Origin of the sequence: Streptomyces durocortorensis (assembly GCF_016901035.1) — a bacterium.
Classification (GTDB): Bacteria; Actinomycetota; Actinomycetes; order Streptomycetales; family Streptomycetaceae; genus Streptomyces; species Streptomyces durocortorensis.
On the sequence record NZ_JAFEUF010000001.1, the window covers coordinates 83,266 to 101,284 of the forward strand.

An 18,019-nucleotide genomic window follows, 5' to 3' on the forward strand; every position below is an offset into this window, starting at 1 on the left:
GGAACGAGCGGTCATCGTACTCGATCAAGGTTGATCAAGCGCTGCAGACGGGCACCTACCCATCGGCTGACGTGCCGATCACGTCGGGTTCGCGCCCCCTGAACAAGCTCGTCAACGACCGTCGCCCTGCGACCCTGTTGCTCCTGCGGCGTCGACGAGATCGACGCCTGTGTTCCTTCAAGGGGACCAAGTCAAGCCAGGAGCATTTTCGCGCCGCGTCGCAGCATTTGATCTACCGTCAGGCTCGCTGGCAGCTAAAATTCTGCAGCCCTGGGCTCGATCGACGAAGGACAGCAGCATGCCGCTAGAGGTCAACAAACACGTCCAACGGATACGTCGTTATCAGCCGTTCGACGTCGACACCTCTGAGATGGTCTATGAGCTGCAGGCAGACTGGACACAGCCACAGTTCCCCGTCGTGACGCTGGACTACCTGCTGAGCGCCATCGAGCGACAGACCACGAAGACCATCGTCCTCACCGGAGACGCCGGGCACGGCAAGACGAGCCTGTGCGCCAGCCTTCTGGCCAAGCTGCGGGCTGGTGACGAGCCGATCACGCCAGATGTCCGGAAGGCGGTCTTCCTCGGCCTGTCCGAGGCAAAAGGCGCGAGCCGCCCTGTCGGCCGGACCCGCAGCGGACGCCCGCTGTACATCCTCAGCGATCTGAGCGAGCTCAGCCCGCAGGCCGGTGCTCACAAGCTCGTGGAGCTTCTCGACCCTCCGGACAACGGCATCGCGATCATCTGCGCGAACGAGGGCCAACTGCGCAAGTGCGTCGCCGAGGATGACAACCTCGGCAAAACCGGCACGGGACGTGCCAAGGTTCTGGTGCAGACCCTAACGGAAGGCATAGTTCGCGGGCAGGTCAGTGACTCTGATGGTGCAGTGACCGTCATCAACCTCAACTACCAATCCGTAGCGGCAGACAGTTCCAACGGCGGGCTCATCCCTTGGATCCTGAAGCAGTGGACAACGACCCAGTCATCGCGGTGGAAGCGGTGCGAGACCTGTGATGCACGCAAGGTCTGCCCGATCCTGGCCAATCGCAACGAACTGAGTGATCCCACCCGCGGGCCACAGCGCCGGGTCGCGATCCGGGACATGTTCGCTGCGGCCGAGCGGACCGGGGCCGTTATCACGACACGTCAGGCGCTCTCGGTCACCAGCTACATGCTCACCGGCGGCCTGTCCTGCGATGACGTCCACGCCAGGTACCAGCGGTCGCATTCGAACCGGCAGTGGCAAGCTCCCCACCTGTACCACCAAGCGCTCTTCGGCGACCGGTTGAGTCAGCAACAGCGTCACCTGGTTCCTGCCTTCTTCGCGCTACGAAAGTTGGACCCGGGCCGGGTCTCCCGTCGCCAGGTCGACGACCGACTGGACCTAGATACGGCGGGCGACTTCCCTCCCGCGGATTCCAGCAGCTACCTGAATAAGGTCCGCACGAATCGGGACGCCCAAAAGCAGGCCGAACAGTTGCGGGGCCTATACACGTTCCTGCGGCGAGCCGACTTCTTCAACAGCGACGACGATACGGATCGTTCCGCCCGAATGGGTCTGCAGGCCGGAGACGACTTTGTGCGTGTCCAGGACAAGGACCGGGACCCGGCAGACACCAGAGTGCGAGACCTATTTCTCAAGGGCCTGGAGGCCGTCCAGGGCATTCACCGGGCATCGAGCAACCCTGACTTCTTCGTACTTGACCCCGCCTTCTTCACACACCGCGCCCGCGCCGCCGTGGTCTCCCGGCGAGTGCCCAGCAAGGGCGTCGAGGTGGTCGACCAGGTCACCCAGTGGCAACGGGAAGCCGGGACGAGCACCACCCCCGAGATGCGGAACGCCGTCGAGTGGCTCAACCGGGCCATCTACATCCGTATCCCAGCCGTCGCCCCTGACCAGGACGCAGTCTCGGTGGAAGCGGACCTCTTGCGTTTCGAGTTGTTGACGCGGTGGGCCGCGGGCCTGCGCAGCGAGGTGCAGCACGAGGCAGAGATCCGCGGCCTGAGCGGATCCCTGGCCGAGCTGGCTGACTCGTCGAACAAGGACGACGAGATCCAGGTACTGGTGGGCAACGTCATGCGAAAACTCATGATCGACGTCGGCGACAAGATCAGGTCGGTGCGTGCGTAATGGCTGATCGTTCCAAGGCCGAGGTGGTCCTTCGCCTCTTTGGGGTGAATCTCGAACAGCAGGGCCGCGGTTTCTACATCCCGCTTGAGATGCTCGCGATCGCCCGCGGCGTCTACCTGGCGCATCAGGAGGACCCGGAGCAGTTCGCGGGGCTCCTGGACAACGGAGCCGGCACGGCTTACAAGAGAACCTCTCACGACCTGGCCCGGCGAATCGCGACCAAGGCCCCCATAGTCGAGGGCAATGAAGAACTAGGCAAGGCCGTCGAGCTGGACTCTCCCGAGACGATGGAAACGCTCCACGCTCTGTTCTCCTCCCTGTTGGTTGAAATCCCAGGGCGTCGCAGTCAGCCCAGCTGGTTCGGCGCGCACATCTATCCGTTCGTCGGTGAGCTCATCCACTACGACGCAGTCGAACGACGAGTCAAGCAAATCGATGCCAAGAAGAGCGCTAAGAAGCGCAAGCAGGCCACCAAAGTCGATGTCGGCATCAACGCTCCTACTATCGAGCGCTACCTCTTCCGCGATGGTGGGAGTTGGGCCTACAAGGCCCTTCGTGCCGACCTCGCTCCTACCCGCAAGGAAGCGACCCGGCAGGGCCTGAGCGACCTCGTGCAGGACAGCGAAACCCCACTGGGCAATCTCGCCAAGGCCCTCAGCGCGCACGACTTCGACTACGACGAATCTCCCGTGGAAGGCTCAGACACAGGAATCGAGCTGTATGAGGAGCTCAGCCCGTGGCCTGATCTGCTGAGGGAGGGGACCTGCAACATCGTCAGTCGGATCGCTACGGTCCCGAGGGCCAAGCGCACGGAGAGCCTCATGCACTGGGTCCCCTACTGCTTGGCACGCCATCAGCTCCACCTCGCACGCACCAAGCTCGGTGCCACCAACCGTGAGTCGATCCTGTTGGACTTCGGCAACGAGGCAACCCCGCTGCGCAGGGAATCGCAGAAGAACCTCGCCGGCTTCCGCAACGACATCGTCAAGGCGATCAACGTCCAGGCCCAGGTAATGATCGGCGAAGCCGAAGGCGACGAGGGTAAAAAACGCCGCTACGAGAGATTCATGAAGGAAGGCGGCACCGCGGTCGCCTCACCCCGAGCGTTCTTCAGCGAGACCCTCGCCGCTGTCGGAGCCTTGAACGCGACGGCCGGGCGACGACACTTCACCATGAAGCCACCGATGCTCGAGGCTCTGGTCTCTGCCACCGTCGCTCAGGAAGCGGAGATGGAGTTCGACAAGTTCTGCACGCTGCTGTACGAGAGGTATGGGCTTGTGATGGAGGACAAGGTCGCGGCAGCGAGCCCGTTGGCCTACGAGGTCGACCCATCGGTCCTTGACCACAACGGCAAGGCGTTCCGGGAGAAACTCGCCGCTATTGGTCTGCTCACTCAATATTCAGATGCAACCAGCATGGTTCGAGGGGAGCCCCGGTGACCGACAGCAGCATCCGAGCGCTCGGGCGGTTCGTCGCCGACGAAGCACTTCGCAAGGTCACTGAGGCCAACGGGGCCCGCGCCGTCCTACGGGTCAGCGGCTTCGACCGACCGACCGTGGCCGAGGCACTCCGCCGCACTGCCCGGCAGCTGTTGGGCTCGCAGGACAGTCAGGTTGTCGTCAAGGTCGGCACCTCAGAGCCAATCGAAGGTGTCCCTGCTGACTACCTGTTGAGGCCCCAGGACCAGCTGACCAAGTGGCGAAATTCAGGACAGGGCAGGGCGGTGTTGCTCTTCGAGTGGGGGCAGTCTCCGGACGCACAGGGGCTGGCGGCCATGAACGCCCTGAACGATGCCACGATCCTGGGGAACTACCATGACCCCTCCGGCGAGCGTGGGTTCGACAGATTCATGGCGGAAGCATGGCGGGAAGCGGGGGGTATCGGCACTGTTCCAGCCGCGATGGGCACCGTTTTGCCGGCGATCTGGGGTGCCGTCACGGATGAGGAGCCCCGGTCCTTGCACCGCTGGGCAGCCTTCCTGGTCGACACTGCGCAGAAGGTCGCAGCAACTCAGGTCCGCACCCCTGACGTGGTCTACCCGGAGATCTCCGCTGCCCTGCCGGCTCTTGATCTCTTCCCGGACCGAGGACTCTTCGTCAAGCCCGCCGCGCTGACCACCCGGATCAAGAAGAACGTCTCGGTAAGTGCCTTCAAGCAGCCCACGGGCAAGGAGATCACCGAGGACGACCTGATAGACCGCATAAGCGCGACCGAGTTCAGTGCGGAGTCCTTGGACCACGTCGGCACGGACTCCGAGACTGCCAAGGAGCTCATGCGCGGCCTCGTACTCAACCTCAATCGCAGTGGCTCCACTCCGCAGGACTCTCGTCAGTTGCGCCGAGGACAGGACCTGACCCTCTGGCTGGAAGTCTTCGAACAGAAGTCCAAGAAGATCGGCCTGGGCCAGCAGGTCCGGCAGGAGATCGAGAAGGCCGACACAGATCGGGTCGACGAGTTCGACGCCATGGTGATCGAAGATGCACTCGATCTCGGAGATCAGGAAGCCGCACAGCGTTTCCTTGACGAGGCTCCTGTCTGCGGGGCGGATCCTCTGGCCGACCTGCTGTCCAAGCGGTCGCGCCGCAAAGTCGAGAAGCTTGCCTTTCCGGACTCTCAGTTCGTCCAGGACCCGCTGCGTGCCCTGCTGCGCGAGCTGACCTACTTCTCCGATGAAGAGGAAGGCTCCGTCGTCGTCGGGCTGGAAGGCAACCAGGAAGTTGGGCGGTGGAGCCGTTGGCTCTTTGCTTTCCTGTACGCCAACACCCTCGATGACGTCCGGGAATCCACCGGTCTTCGTCTGACTCTGGACGTCAAGAAGTGCCTGTTGGACCTGACCAAGCCGCCCCTCCCGGAGGAGGACGAGCCGTTCGATCCGAACACGGAGTGGGCCCCGCTGCGCATCCTGGTCGAGATGGACGGCGCCCAGCGACGCTTTCGCTGGGACCCTCTTGGCATCCCGGGGCAAATCGCGCTGGCGGCTCTCATACACGGCTGGCGAACTCCCCCTGGCCATACCGGCAAGTTGACCTTTGACACCTTCCTCGAAAGGTTCAATGACCCCCGGCAGTGGCAGGCCGACGAACCCTTGCCTGTTTCCGAATCGCAGTTTGCCAGTCAGCTGGAGCGCCTCAGGCTTGAGCATTTCAGCCGGTTCTGCGACGGGCTTGACGCCGGGAAGATCAACGATTACGTACGCGAGTGGGAAGGCGTGCTCCGCGAAGCTCGCACCACCCTGGTTCCCGACAACGCTCCGAACGCCGACCTCGAGGCTGTCGTCCTGACCGATGTTGTCGGGCTTGCCGACCACCGCATGATGATGCTGGCCACTCACCCGCTGAAGCTGCGCTGGCTGGCAAAGAACTACGAGGAGGCTGCTGACAGCATCGAGACCGCCCTGAACAAGGAGGGAGGTCTGAGCCTAAACCAGGAAAACGAGGAGCTCTTCTTCGACGCCATTGAGCGTATCTCCCCACACGGGACACCCGCTGTCCTCGTCGGTCCCGGCGGCACGATTGCCATTCCGATGCGAGAGTCGGCCGGGCACGAGGAGTACGCACCGGTCCGCTACGGCGGAAACGAGTCCAAGGACTGGCTCTCCAGCGTCGACGAGACTGCGATCGACGAGATGGTCCGCGTCATCACCGACTACCTGACGACCTACCCCCACAAGCTTGATGGGCTGCGCGTACTGCTTCTGGACCGCAACGGCGACCCTGTCCTACCGATGCGCGTGGCCAAGCAGATGCGGGCCAAGAACCCTCGTTTGAAAGTTGATCTGGTTGTACTGGCTCCGCAGGCCACCCACCACGAGATCATCCAGGGTTTCGACCTGCAGTTCTCCGGTACGGAGATGTCCGACGACAGCTTCCTGCCCGACGTCCAACTGATCCTTCAGGCATGGGAGCCCGACCAGGAAGCAGACCTGTCAGGGCTGGAGGACACCATCGACCTCGCTCTGGCGCCGGCGCTGTTCGGCACGCAGACCAGTATGAAGGAGAGCACCAAGAAGGAGTCCCTGTCGGGCTACTTCAACCCCTGGAAACACCCAGCTTCACACAACCTGGCTCAGACCAGCGAGAACGTCGTGAGAGCACTGTTGCCTGAGACCGCCGACGAGACTCTTGAGTCTTGGTCGACCTTGTGCGTGCGCTACGACCGCCGTTCCCCGGTCTCCCGGGAGAGTGTCGACGGCATCGACTACTTCGAGATGCAGGTGCAGTTCGACCAGCACCAGAACCTGTTCGAGACCCTGCACCGTGTGGCCCACTGGGTCGTCACTCTCGACAGCTTCATCGGCCGTGAGCAAATCGACTCCCTGCGCAACCGCCCTGACGTCATCCTCGTTAAGCCCAGCGTCGGCAAGAACGAGTCCTACACCCTCATTGTCAGCTCGCAGACAGGTCGGCAGTTCGTCGTTCAGCGACTGTGCCGCCGCCTTGAGCAGATCGGTGTCGTCACCCCGCAGGACTCGGAAAGCACCGCTAAACGAATCTACGAGGTCGGCCGCAACGTGGCCCCTGGCGCCGTGCTGCGCTCCCTCGGCATTGGCACTACGGTCAACGAAGTCGTCGGCCTGGTAGCCACGCGATTTGTCATCGACCAGCAGTTTCCCGTCTCTAGGCAGGGCACGAGCCTGGTCACGTGGATCAGCTTCGACGAGCACCACCGCTGGTTCGGCCGCGGACACAAGACTCGTGCCGACCTCGGCCGGTTTGTGCTGACGGTCCAGGACGACGGCACTGTTCGCCTGGATGTCCTGGTCGCCGAGTCCAAGTTCCGCCAGACCTTCGACGTCGGTTCGGCTGAGGAACAGCTCAACCGCACGACTGACCTGTGTAGGGATGCCTTCCGTTCGGAAGGCGAGGCTCGCCACGACCGGCCCTTCTGGCTGGACGAGCTTGCTGCCGCGATCGCTCAGACCAGTGGAAAGACCACGCAGGCCGAAGACCTTCCAGCTCGCACCCTGATCGGTAATGACGACCACCGCCAGGTCGAGGCGAAGGTCCTTGATGCCCTACGCTCCGAGGATGTCCAACTCGGCCATGTTACTGGCGTTGCCGTGGCTATCTCGGCAGAGGACGATCAGTCGGCACCCGCGATCGGAAGCCTCGGCAGGCACACCTTGGTGAGGTTGAACAAACGGGAACTGCTGAACCTCATCGGCGCTCTACGCGCCAAGGAGGACCCCACCAACGCCGATCCCCTTGTTGTCTCTGGAGACCTCAGCGGGACCGTGAAGGCCGCTGGCACTGCCGTCGAAACCTCCTCTGTGGGCCTCTCCGCCGAACCGCCCACTCTGGATGAAACAACGGCATTTGCCGAGGCCGGCGGGGCTGCCGCTCTAACAGCGTCGCCAGGAGCGGTACTTGCACGTCACCCTGCCGCAGAGGCAGGTCCTGCACCTCTGAAAGCTTCCCGCGGTGGGCTCTCCGAGGAGGAGCTGGCGCTTCGATACAACAAGATCGTTGACGTCTTTGCCCGCCACAAGGTCGCGGTCACCGCACCGGAGGTCGGCAAGTGGCAGGAGGGCCCCGGCTTCTATATCTTCCGGTTCATCCCCAATCCTGGGGTCACCGTGGACAAGCTGACCAACCGACGCGACGAGATCTTCCTGGCCCTGGCGCTCCCCTCCGGGTTCAGCATTCGTGCCCGCAGCGACCGCGGCTCCGTGCTTTTCGAGATCCCCAAGATCGACGACGAGAAGTACGGGGTCGACGCCAAGGCGCTGTGGCTGCGGTGCCCGGCCAATCCCGAGAGCCTCATCGCCCCGCTGGGCGCCGACATCGAGGGCAACCCGGTCACCATTGACCTCTCCTCCGCAGACTCACCGCATTTGCTGGTGGCCGGCACTACCGGATCGGGAAAGTCCGTCGCGCTGGATACGATCCTCAAGGGCCTGGTCCGGTACGACAAGAGCACCCTGCGACTCCGCCTCGTTGATCCCAAGGGCACCGAGCTTGTCGACTTCGAGGACGACCCGCACCTTGACGGCGTGATCGGTATGGACGCTGCCGATGCCATCGAGATCCTTGAGGAAACCGTCGAAGAGATGGCCGTGCGCTACAAGGACATGAAGGCGATCCGCACACGCAAGCTCGTCGAGTACAACGCCAAGGTCGACAAGGCAGATCGAAAGCCCTGGATCGTCATCGTCCTTGATGAGTACGCCGATCTCACTAGCGATCCCGAAGAGAAGAAGCAGATCGAAGCGCTGCTCAAGCGCCTCACGCAGAAAGCCCGCGCTGCGGGCATCCACGTCATTACAGCCACGCAGCGACCGAGTGCGGACGTCATCTCTACGACCATCCGCTCCAACTTCCCTGCCCAACTCGCCCTGCGGGTCAAGACAGCGACCGACAGCCGCATCATTCTGGACGAGACAGGAGCCGAAGCTCTCGCCGGACAGGGCGACGCCTTTTTGCACACGGCTAAGAGCACCACGCGACTGCAGGTGGCCTACGACGGGAGCTGACCAGGTCCCGCCAGGTTTGATCAAATCCATCTCGTAGAGAGGCCAAAAAGGCCACCACTGGTACGAGCTCTTCTCGCTGAACCCGGCGGAGTTCAGCTGACCGCTGCCGCCAGCGACGTGACGGTCAGGAGGTCATCTTCGGGTGCTTTGAGGCTTGGACCTCCTGCCGTCGGGGGGGGACTGCCTCAATGACAGTGGCGGCACACGCCTCTGGTTCGAGGTGTTCCCAGAAACGGAGCACCAGCCAGCCTGCCTCCGTGAGGCGGTTGTCTGTGTCCCGGTCGCGCTGGATGTTGCGGCCGATCTTTTCTTCCCAGTACAGCCGATTCGTCTTGGGCATCACGAAGTGCTCCGGGCAGCCGTGCCAGAAGCAGCCGTCGATAAAGACTGCGACCTTCGTAGGGCGGAAGACCATGTCGGCCGTGCGGCGCATCTTCGGGAGCGGCTTTGCCGCTACCCGGTAGCGCAGTCCAGCGGCATGGACAAGCGAGCGAAGGAGCAGCTCGGGCTCGGTATCACGACTTCGGTTGCCAAGCATGCTCCGCCGGGTCGCGGCCGACGACGCCCACGACCCCTCCGGCAGTGTCCACTGCTCGGCCGACGCTTCTGGTACTTCTTGCTCGCTCATACTCCCAGCAGCTCAGAGACAACTTCCTCCAGGGCGTCCCGCCCGGCGAGGACCTGTTCCTGTCCGTCCAACTCCATTCTCGGCGCTTCCCCGTGCCGAGGTCGGGCGGTCGCAAGTCTCGCACCCACGGACGCTACCTGGCTGCACACCGACCTCCCCGATCGCTGCAACGGGAATGGCCTCGCGGCGGTGGGCTCCCCACTCATAGAGTTCCGTCCTGCAGCAGGGCCTTGAAGGCGTCTACCTCTCGCTGCAGCACAATGCGCCCGTCGCCGTCGCTGAACGCCAGGATCCGGCCGCCTGCATCCAGGCCCGCCTCCGCGAGGAGCCCCAGCGGAAGGGACACGCGGCCGTCGTCATCGATCTGCAGTTCTGCTGGTTCGCGTATCACAATCGCAGTCTGCCAGGCTCCAGGTAGGGCTGGGCTATGCGCCGTACGTCGCGTGGTCGCCTGCTGCAGAATGCTGGGCCAGCTCCGCGTGGCTCAGCCGAATGTCGAACTGCTCGCCTCGTCGGCCTCCGTGGGTGGCGCGAAACGCGGACTCAGCAGCGGTTGCCTGAGGTCTCGCTGGGAGCCATCTGGGAGCCAACCCGCTCCCCAAGCCCCTTCGAGACCACCCGAGACCAAGACAGGCCGACGCTCTGACCAGCGCAAACGCCATCCGCACTGGCTAGATCAATAACCGACCCTCATTCGGGACGAAGAGGTCGTGGGTTCAAATCCCGCCACCCCGACAGCTGAAACACCAGGTCAGGGGCCTGATCCATTTAATGGATCAGGCCGCTGAGTGGTTTCCGGGGGCGTCTTGGGAACCGATCTCGGAGTCCGGCTCCCCGTTGGCTCCCGAAGCAGTTCGGCGTTTCGACGATTCGGCGAGATAGCCCTCGTAGAGGAACCCCGCCCGCGTACGCTCTGGGCGTCCGACGCACCGCGCCGGGCGCACGAGGGGGCACCGTGGATCATCTCTTCACCGTGGACGGCCGGACGGCCACGCCGATATCGCGCACCGGGCTCGCCGCCGAGAGCCTGCTGGAGCGGCAGCACCTCCAGGAATGAGTGATCGCCCATCCCCAGGTGCTCGGGGAGTCAGTGCTCGTGATCACCGCGGAGTACGACCGGTGGGCCGACACCGACGGAGTGCCGGCCCGCGACCGGCTGGACGTGCTCGGGTTGGATGCGACAGGGCGCCTCGTAGTGGTCGAGCTGAAGCAGGGGACGGCCGACCGGGACGTGCACCTCCAAGCGATCACCTACGCCGCCCTGGTGTCCCGCTTCGGCCTCGGCACCCTCGCCCAGGCGCACCGTGGCTTCCTGTCGCGCAGAGGGCAGGTCCTCGACATCGGCGCGTGCAGGCAGCGGCTGCTCGACCACGTGGACGGGGAGTGGAGCCCGGCGTTGCTCCAGCGGCCCCGGCAGGTGATCATCGCCGCCGACTTCCCCAAGCAGGTCACCCACTCCGTCGTCCGGCTTTCGGAGATGGGCATCGACATCGACCTCGTCCAGGTCGGCCTGTGGCGGGTGGAAGGGCATATCGTCGCCGGGTTCACCAAGGTCTATCCGACCCCTGAGGTCGAGGAGTTCACGCTCACCCCGACCCGGGTCGAAGGCGAGGCGGCGGCCAAGAAGCTGCAGGAACGCTCGCGTTCACGCAACGCCGTCCACGTGCTTGTCGGCGCGGGCCTGTTGCCTGATGGGGCGAGGCTGCTGATGACACCGCGCCACGGTGTGACGGAAGCGATCCGCGCCGAAATCCGGGCGTGGGTGGCGCAGACACCGGCCGGGCAGCCGCCACCTGGACCAATGACACCGCCAAGCCACTGGTCTGGGACGCGGACGGAGCCTCCTACTCCCCTACCGGGCTGGCCAACCACATCTTCACGAACGTGACCGGACGCACCGCCGACGGCATACAGGGAACGACGTGGTGGGACGTGGACACCGCCCATGTGCCCGCCGACGTCGACCCCGACGCATGGGCCACGCTGGCAGGGTCCGACCTCACCGGGCTGGCCAGGCAGCTCAGCGGCACTCGCAAGGACTGGACCGGGCTGCACACTCTGCTGAGCGGTGTCCCGGCTGGGCGATGGACCACCTACGGCGACCTGGCGGCGGCGGTCGGGAGCCATGCCGTCCCCATAGGTCAGCACCTCGGCACCTGCGGTCGATGCCCCAACCCCTGGCGCGTCCTCACGGCCGCCGGGAAGGTCAGCCCCGGCTTCCAGTGGCCCGACCCCTCGCGTACGGACACCGCCGCATCCCTCCTGATCAGGGAAGGCGTGCGCTTCGATGGGGACACCGCCGACCCGGACCAGCGCCTGCGCCAGGACGAGCTCCGACACGTCCTCGACGGCTGAGAGCCCTTCGAAGCCCTCAGCCCATCGTGACCGGTCCCTGGCTCAGGCGTCAGCCCCGCCGAAGCGCTCGCGGTAGGACTCCAGGTCCTCCTCCGTGATCTTCGCGAAGAGCACCGGCGGCACGGTGAACGGCGTGCCGGCCGGGACAGCGTCCAGGGACTTCGTCTGCTCGGCGGTCACCCAGGTCGCGGTGTCGCTCTCCAGGGCGAAGGCCCCGCGCATGGCGGCCGCCGAGGCAGGGATGAACGGCTCGGAGACGACCGAGTAGAGGTGGATGAGGTTCATCGCGGTGCGCAGGGTCAGGGCCGCGCCCTCCGGGTCGGTCTTGATCTCCAGCCAGGGGGCCTTCTCCTCCAGGTAGGAGTTGCCCGCCGACCACAGGGCGCGCAGCGCGGCGCCGGCCTTGCGGTACTGGAGAGCGTCCATGTGCTCCTCGTACTCGGCCAGGAGGCGGGCGATCTCCTCGCCGAGTCGGGTCTCCGCCTCGCCGGCCGCCGTGCCTGCGGGGACCTCGTCGCCGAAGCGCTTGCGGGAGAAGGACAGAACGCGGTTGACGAAGTTGCCGAGGGTGTCGGCCAGGTCCTTGTTGACCGTGGCGGCGAAGTGCTCCCAGGTGAAGGAGGAGTCGTCGGACTCGGGGGCGTTGGCGACCAGGAAATAGCGCCAGTAGTCCGCCGGGAGCGTCTCCAGCGCGGCGTCGGTGAAGACGCCCCGCTTCTGCGAGGTGGAGAACTTGCCGCCGTAGTACGTCAGCCAGTTGAAGCCCTTGACGACGTCGACCTTCTTCCACGGTTCGCGCACGCCGAGCTCGGTGGCGGGGAACATCACCGTGTGGAACGGGACGTTGTCCTTCGCCATGAACTGGGTGTAGCGGACCGTGTCGTCGGCCTCGTACCACCAGGACTTCCAGTCGCGGCTATCGCCGTCCGGGGCAGCGTCCGCCCACTCCTTCGTCGCGCCGATGTACTCGATCGGGGCGTCGAACCAGACGTAGAAGACCTTGCCCTCGGCCGCCAGCTCCGGCCAGGTGTCCGCCGGGACCGGAACGCCCCAGTCCAGGTCGCGCGTGATCGCCCGGTCGTTCAGGCCCTCGGTCAGCCACTTGCGGGCGATCGAGGAAGACAGCTGCGGCCATTCGGCCTCGTGCCGGGCCACCCACGCCTCAACCTCGTGCTGGAGCTTCGACTGGAGCAGGAAGAGGTGCTTGGTCTCGCGGACTTCCAACTCCGTGGAGCCGCTGATCGCCGAGCGGGGCTCCAGCAGGTCCGTCGGGTCCAGGACGCGCGTGCAGTTCTCGCACTGGTCGCCGCGCGCCTTGTCGTAACCGCAGTGCGGGCAGGTTCCCTCGACGTAACGGTCAGGGAGGAATCGACCGTCCACCGGGGAGTACACCTGGCTGATCGCCCGCTCCTCGATGAAGCCGTTGTCCCACAGCTTCCGCGAGAAGTGCTGCGTGATCTCGACATTCTGCTGCGAAGAGCTGCGGCCGAAGTAGTCGAAGGCCAACTCGAACCCGTCGTACACATCCTTCTGCGCATCGTGGGCCTGCGCGCAGAACTCCGCCACCGACACCCCGGCCGCCTTGGCCGCCAGCTCGGCCGGCGTCCCGTGCTCGTCGGTGGCGCAGATGTACAGGACATCGTGACCACGCTGGCGGAGGTACCGGGAGTACACATCCGCCGGAAGCATCGACCCGACCATGTTGCCCAGGTGCTTGATCCCATTGATGTAGGGAAGCGCGCTGGTTACCAGGTGTCGAGCCATCCTTGGATGCTCCATTTCGTACGTTTGGCGCGGGCGGCAGCGCCCGCGGCGGACCGAAGTCGGGAGGGTGCAGCAGGCGCGACCGCACAGGGGCGCTCAATCGTGTCTCGCATGGTGATAGCCAGAGCTGCAAACCGCCGCAATCGTATGGCACCCGGGTACCACTCCGCCGGGTCGTTTACCGCCGGGCGCGCTCGCACGGAAAGGCGCTCGGCCGTCCGAGACAGGCGGCCAAGCGAGTCTCGAACGGCCGAGGCGGTCCTCATATTAGGCACGTATGACCGTGGTTACGCATTCCCCTCTTCATCGGGAAGTCCCGGTGCCTCGCGCAGCCCCGTACTGCTGCGGCCCGTCCGGAAGCGGCGCAGTGACGTCGAGGAGCGAGCCCTCCGCGCAGAGCTGACGTGACGTGCCAAGCGGCAGGTTCAAGGGCCGGGCGGGGCCGGTCAGCCGGGCCCCCCGCCCTTGTGGCGTCGCAGATCAGCGGCTGCGCAGTTCCGCCAGCGTGCGGTCGAGGTCGTGGGCACGGGGGCGGTTGTGCGGGAGCTTGGCGAGGACCGCGGCCATGCCGCAGGTGTTGGTGAGTGCGGAGAAGACCAGCCCGCCAGCGATGCCGGCCGACAGGATCTGGAAGGCCGGGTGGATGAGAACGCCGAGCAGAAGGCCGAGCAGGACGAGGGCGCCGGCAGTGAGGCGGACCTGGCGCTCCATGCCCCACACGGTGCGGGCCGGGCCCTGCGGACGGTGGAGTTCGTGGCCGCCGGCAGCCCAGGCTCCGGTGCCGCCGGAGAGGGTCGTGGTGGTGATGCCGTTCTCGGCGAGGATCTTGCAGGCGTTCTCGGAGCGGGCACCGGATGCGCAGACGACCAGCACGTCCTTGCGGTGCGCCGCGTCGCGGATGTCGGGCAGGGCGCGCTGGATGTGGTCCAGGGGGATGTTCAGGGCCCCGGGCAGGTGACCTGCGGCGTATTCGCCGGGGGTGCGGACGTCGATGACGGTCAGTTCGTGCAGGCGGGTGCGGGCTTCACCGGTACCGAGGGCCGTGGGCGTGGTCATGGCGAGTGTCATCCTTTGCTGTCGGCGGGGCCCCCGCGCGGGGGAGTATATTTACCCCTGGGGGTATGTGATGAGGAGTGATGATGGAGCTTGATCTGGCGGGTGCGGAGCTGAAAGCGGTTCTGAACCGGTTGCGCCGTGCGCAGGGGCAGATCTCCGGGGTGATCCGGATGATCGAGGAGGGGCGGGACTGCGAGGAGGTCGTGACGCAGCTGGCGGCTGCGTCCCGGGCTCTGGACCGGGCGGGTTTCGCGATCATCGCCACCGGGCTCCAGCAGTGCCTCACCGAGATGGAGGACGGCAGTCGCTCCGGCGAGGACCGGGATGAGATGCGCGCCCGACTGGAGAAGCTGTTCCTGTCCCTGGCCTGATGGGGCCGACCGGAGCGCGGCGGTGATCGTGCCCACCGCTCGGCTCAGATGACGACGTCCATCAGCATCCAGAGCGCCACCGCCAACAGAACGTAGGCGAAGACGCGCTGGAGGCGCTGCCCGCTGATCTTGGTGGACAGGCGTTTTCCGTCCCAGGCGCCGAGGATCGCCGCTCCGGTGAAGGGGGCGATCACTTCCCAGCGCACGTCTCCTCCAGCCCCTGTTCTGGCGGTGAGGGCGGCCAGGGAGTTGACGGTGATGACCAGGAGGCTGGTGCCGACTGCCTGCTTCATCCGCAGGCCGAGGACGCTGACCAGGGCGGGGACGGCGAGGAACCCCCCGCCGACGCCGAGGAACCCGGTGACGGCGCCGAGCCCGGCTCCGGTGGCGGCTGCTTTGGCCGGACGTATCCACTCGGGCGGCGCCGATTCGGTGGGGCGCAGCATGCGCAGGGCGGCCAGGGCGGCGATGGCTGCGAACGCTGCGGTGAGTACGGCGGCGGGCAGGTGACCTGCGGCGGCCCCGGCGAGGAAGGCCGGGACGATGCCCGCGAGTGCGAACGGGGCGCCGGTCTTCCAGGCGACGTTGCCGTCGCGGGCGTGGGCGTACAGGGCGGTGGCGGAGGTCGCGGTGACGATGATCAGGCTGGCGGTGGTGGCCGAGGCCGGGGAGAAGCCGAGCAGGTAGATCAGGGCGGGGACCGCGAGGACGCTGCCACCGCCGCCCAGGGTGCCGAGGGCCAGTCCGATGACAGCCCCGGCGACGAGGGCGAGTACGAGGGTGCTCACGCTATCGAGCCGCTGTTCCCGCGCTCGTCGACTACCGGATACCCGGCGGCGGCCCACGCGTTCATGCCGCCCTCCACGTCCACCGCGTCCGCGCCCCGTTCGGCCAGGAGCTTCGCGGCCTGCTGGGAGCGGTGCCCGCTGCGACAGATCGCCACCAGCGCCCGGCCCTGCGCGGTCGCGGGCAGGGCCCCACCCGTGACCAGGCCGGTCAGCGGGGCGTGCACGGCGTTGGGGGCGTGCCCGGATTTCCACTCGTCTTTCTCGCGCACGTCCAGCAGAACGGCATCGGACTGATCGCCGCCGGTGATGGCCTGCGCCTCGTCGACGGACACGCGCTTCCGGCTCTTGCGGAAGAGGAACATCAGATACTCGCCTCATCTTTCGTCGGCGCCCTCTGCGGGGGCGCCGGCCTGGTGCCTGGTCAGCCGGTCAGGACGGTCAGCCCGGCCTTCTCGGCAGCGTCGAAGCCGTCGTCCACGGCCACCACCCGCCGTCCGGCGGCATCCAGCAGGGAGGCGGCGATGCCCGCGCGCATTCCGCCCGCGCAGTGCACCCACACCGTCCCGTCCGGTACCTCACCGATGCGTTGGTGCACCTGGTGGATCGGGATGTGCACCGAGCCGGCTATCCGGCCTTCGGCGCGCTCGGAATCACGGCGCACGTCCAGCACCACGACCTCGTCCATGTCCTGACCTGCCAGCTCGGCGAAGGTGGCGCGGGGGAACGAGGCGGGACGCTCACCCTCGCGCAGCCATTGCGCCGGGCCACCGGTCGCGGCGGAGGCGGGCCGGTCGATGCCGACGCGGACCAGTTCCCGCTGGGCCGCGGCCAGCTGCTCGGCACTCTCGGCGAGCAGGGTGACGGGCTTGCCCCACGGAATCATCCAGGCCAGATACGTCGCGAGCTTGCCGTCCAGCTCGAAGTTGAACGAGCCCGCGACATGCCCCTCGGCGAAGGCGATCCGGCTGCGAAGGTCCACGACCCACTCCCCGGCCGCGAGCCGGGTGGCGATCTCCTGCGGATCGGCGACCGTCGGCGGAGTCATGTCGACCGGGTCGGGTCCGCCCGCGTTGGCCGGGCCCATGTGCGTGTAGTAGGCGGGCACGTCCTCCAGGCCGGCGAGCAGGTCGGCGACGAATGTGTCCACGTCCACTGTCAGGGCCGCGTTCGCCGTCTTCTCCTTGCCGATCGTCGTGCTGTCGCCGTCGGCCTGCGCGGAGGAACAGAAGCTGCCGAACCCGTGGGTGGGCAGCACGGCCGTCTCGTCGGGCAGCGCTTCGGCCAGGCGGTGCGCCGAGGCGTGCTGGGCCCGCGCCAACTCCTCGGTCAGGCGGGGCTCGACGAGATCGGGACGACCGACCGTACCGATCAGCAGGGATCCACCGGTGAACGCGGCCACCGGCCGGCCCGCCTCCCGCAGCACGTACGCGGTGTGGTGCGGAGTGTGTCCGGGAGTCGCGATCGCCGCCAGGTCCAGGCCGGCGGTGCTGTCGATGTCGACCGCGTCCCCGTCGTGCACGGGAGTGCGGGCGAAGGAGACGTGCGCACCGGCGGGCACCAGGTAGACGGCGCCCGCGATCCGGGCCAGCTCCAGTCCGCCGGTGACGTAGTCGTTGTGGATGTGGGTCTCCACCACGTGCGAGATACGCACCCCGCGCCGGGCGGCCGCTGCCAGCACCTGATCGATGTCCCGGGGCGGATCGACAGCCACCGCGGCCGCCGGACCGCCGGCGAGATAGCTGCGGTTGCCCAGCCCCTCCAGCTCGATCACGTCAACGAAAAACACCGCGATGCTCCTTCCGTACGAAAATTACCCCCCGGGGTATGCAATCCACCGTAGCACTCTTACCCCCGGGGGTATATTTCGACTCGGGTGGCAGCAGTCATCCGTACTGCGGACCGGCCGCTTCGCCGGCCGACCGCTCCCGCGAACGAGGAGGCAGGCAATGGGCTACGACCGCACCGTGAGCGTGAAGGGGTCGTTCGAGCAGGTTCAGCGCGAGGTCCGTGACGCACTGGCCGAGCAGGGCTTCGGGGTCCTGACGGAGATCGACGTGCAGGCCACGCTGAAGGCGAAGCTCGGGCATGACATGGAGCCCTACCTGATCCTCGGCGCCTGCAACCCGCCCCTCGCACACCAGGCCCTGGAAGCCGACCGCTCGATCGGTCTGCTGCTGCCGTGCAACGTCGTCGTGCGCGCCGACGGCGACCAGGTGGTCGTGCAGGCCGTCGATCCCGGCACCATGGTCACGCTGACCGGACTCGATGCGATGGCGCCCGTGGCCCGGGAAGCCACCCTCCGGCTGGACGCCGCTCTCGCCTCCCTGAAGGGGACCGGCGCATGAGGACCGACACCGAGAACCACGCACAGACGGACCACTGACCAGCTGGACCGGGCCGCGCCCGGGCCGGGGCGGGCCGCAGGGAAGGCGGTGCCGGCCCCAGTGCGTGATG

The 18,019-nt window shown here is 66.3% G+C and carries 14 protein-coding genes; 7 read left to right on the forward strand and 7 right to left on the reverse strand.

Annotated elements, in window-relative coordinates:
- Positions 1-298: 298 nt before the first annotated feature.
- Genes JS521_RS00350 through JS521_RS37315 form a run of 3 tightly spaced genes read left to right on the forward strand, consistent with a single transcriptional unit; the run spans position 299 to position 8,603 of the window.
- The gene (locus JS521_RS00350; protein WP_205080704.1) at positions 299-2,131 is read left to right on the forward strand and encodes a hypothetical protein; all 1,833 of its coding nucleotides are present in this window, start codon (positions 299-301) and stop codon (positions 2,129-2,131) included.
- Positions 2,131-3,570, forward strand: coding sequence for a hypothetical protein (locus JS521_RS00355; protein WP_205080705.1), 1,440 nt, complete (start codon positions 2,131-2,133; stop codon positions 3,568-3,570). Before JS521_RS00350 ends, JS521_RS00355 begins: the two co-directional genes overlap by 1 nt.
- Positions 3,567-8,603 (forward strand): FtsK/SpoIIIE domain-containing protein, encoded by a 5,037-nt coding sequence (locus JS521_RS37315; protein ID WP_205080706.1) that lies wholly within the window; start codon positions 3,567-3,569, stop codon positions 8,601-8,603. The genes JS521_RS00355 and JS521_RS37315 overlap by 4 nt, the downstream gene beginning before the upstream one ends.
- Positions 8,604-8,727: 124 nt before the next feature.
- Here the strand turns inward: JS521_RS37315 and JS521_RS00365 are convergent, their stop codons facing one another.
- Together JS521_RS00365 and JS521_RS00370 are read right to left on the reverse strand one after the other, a co-directional pair.
- Positions 8,728-9,231: a very short patch repair endonuclease gene (locus tag JS521_RS00365; RefSeq protein WP_205080707.1), complete on the reverse strand. Its 504-nt coding sequence runs from the start codon at positions 9,229-9,231 to the stop codon at positions 8,728-8,730.
- Between the two features lie 202 nt (positions 9,232-9,433).
- Positions 9,434-9,622: a hypothetical protein gene (locus JS521_RS00370; protein ID WP_073788316.1), complete on the reverse strand. Its 189-nt coding sequence runs from the start codon at positions 9,620-9,622 to the stop codon at positions 9,434-9,436.
- Between the two features lie 705 nt (positions 9,623-10,327).
- Between JS521_RS00370 and JS521_RS36300 the strand changes: the two genes are divergently transcribed.
- Positions 10,328-11,119 (forward strand): hypothetical protein, encoded by a 792-nt coding sequence (locus JS521_RS36300; protein ID WP_239486554.1) that lies wholly within the window; start codon positions 10,328-10,330, stop codon positions 11,117-11,119.
- Complete coding sequence (locus tag JS521_RS37320) at positions 11,116-11,586, forward strand: MGMT family protein (protein WP_307847718.1); 471 nt, start codon at positions 11,116-11,118, stop codon at positions 11,584-11,586. Before JS521_RS36300 ends, JS521_RS37320 begins: the two co-directional genes overlap by 4 nt.
- A 42-nt stretch (positions 11,587-11,628) precedes the next feature.
- Here the strand turns inward: JS521_RS37320 and metG are convergent, their stop codons facing one another.
- Complete coding sequence (gene metG, locus JS521_RS00380; RefSeq protein ID WP_205080708.1) at positions 11,629-13,350, reverse strand: methionine--tRNA ligase; 1,722 nt, start codon at positions 13,348-13,350, stop codon at positions 11,629-11,631.
- A gap of 480 nt (positions 13,351-13,830) precedes the next feature.
- On the reverse strand, positions 13,831-14,406 hold the full coding sequence (locus JS521_RS00385) for a rhodanese-like domain-containing protein (RefSeq protein WP_205080709.1): 576 nt from the start codon (positions 14,404-14,406) through the stop codon (positions 13,831-13,833).
- 83 nt (positions 14,407-14,489) lie between these two features.
- Between JS521_RS00385 and JS521_RS00390 the strand changes: the two genes are divergently transcribed.
- A complete protein-coding gene (locus tag JS521_RS00390) occupies positions 14,490-14,777 on the forward strand; it encodes a metal-sensitive transcriptional regulator (protein WP_010056191.1) in 288 nt (95 codons plus the stop codon).
- Between the two features lie 44 nt (positions 14,778-14,821).
- Here the strand turns inward: JS521_RS00390 and JS521_RS00395 are convergent, their stop codons facing one another.
- Genes JS521_RS00395 through JS521_RS00405 form a run of 3 tightly spaced genes read right to left on the reverse strand, consistent with a single transcriptional unit; the run spans position 14,822 to position 17,351 of the window.
- A complete protein-coding gene (locus JS521_RS00395; RefSeq protein WP_205080710.1) occupies positions 14,822-15,565 on the reverse strand; it encodes a sulfite exporter TauE/SafE family protein in 744 nt (247 codons plus the stop codon).
- The gene (locus JS521_RS00400) at positions 15,562-15,927 is read right to left on the reverse strand and encodes a rhodanese-like domain-containing protein (RefSeq protein ID WP_205080711.1); all 366 of its coding nucleotides are present in this window, start codon (positions 15,925-15,927) and stop codon (positions 15,562-15,564) included. Before JS521_RS00400 ends, JS521_RS00395 begins: the two co-directional genes overlap by 4 nt.
- Positions 15,928-15,986: 59 nt before the next feature.
- Positions 15,987-17,351, reverse strand: a complete 1,365-nt coding sequence (locus tag JS521_RS00405; protein ID WP_205080712.1) for an MBL fold metallo-hydrolase — start codon at positions 17,349-17,351, stop codon at positions 15,987-15,989.
- Between the two features lie 160 nt (positions 17,352-17,511).
- Between JS521_RS00405 and JS521_RS00410 the strand changes: the two genes are divergently transcribed.
- Positions 17,512-17,910: a DUF302 domain-containing protein gene (locus JS521_RS00410; RefSeq protein WP_030812994.1), complete on the forward strand. Its 399-nt coding sequence runs from the start codon at positions 17,512-17,514 to the stop codon at positions 17,908-17,910.
- Positions 17,911-18,019: the final 109 nt, after the last annotated feature.

Excerpts from the sequence above, each read along its gene's own strand:
- JS521_RS00350 (WP_205080704.1), top strand. The coding sequence starts at position 299 with ATGCCGCTAGAGGTCAACAAACACGTCCAACGGATACGTCGTTATCAG.
- JS521_RS00355 (WP_205080705.1), top strand. The coding sequence starts at position 2,131 with ATGGCTGATCGTTCCAAGGCCGAGGTGGTCCTTCGCCTCTTTGGGGTG.
- JS521_RS00365 (WP_205080707.1), bottom strand. The coding sequence starts at position 9,231 with ATGAGCGAGCAAGAAGTACCAGAAGCGTCGGCCGAGCAGTGGACACTG.
- metG (WP_205080708.1), bottom strand. The coding sequence starts at position 13,350 with ATGGCTCGACACCTGGTAACCAGCGCGCTTCCCTACATCAATGGGATC.
- JS521_RS00385 (WP_205080709.1), bottom strand. The coding sequence starts at position 14,406 with ATGACCACGCCCACGGCCCTCGGTACCGGTGAAGCCCGCACCCGCCTG.
- JS521_RS00390 (WP_010056191.1), top strand. The coding sequence starts at position 14,490 with ATGGAGCTTGATCTGGCGGGTGCGGAGCTGAAAGCGGTTCTGAACCGG.
- JS521_RS00400 (WP_205080711.1), bottom strand. The coding sequence starts at position 15,927 with ATGTTCCTCTTCCGCAAGAGCCGGAAGCGCGTGTCCGTCGACGAGGCG.
- JS521_RS00410 (WP_030812994.1), top strand. The coding sequence starts at position 17,512 with ATGGGCTACGACCGCACCGTGAGCGTGAAGGGGTCGTTCGAGCAGGTT.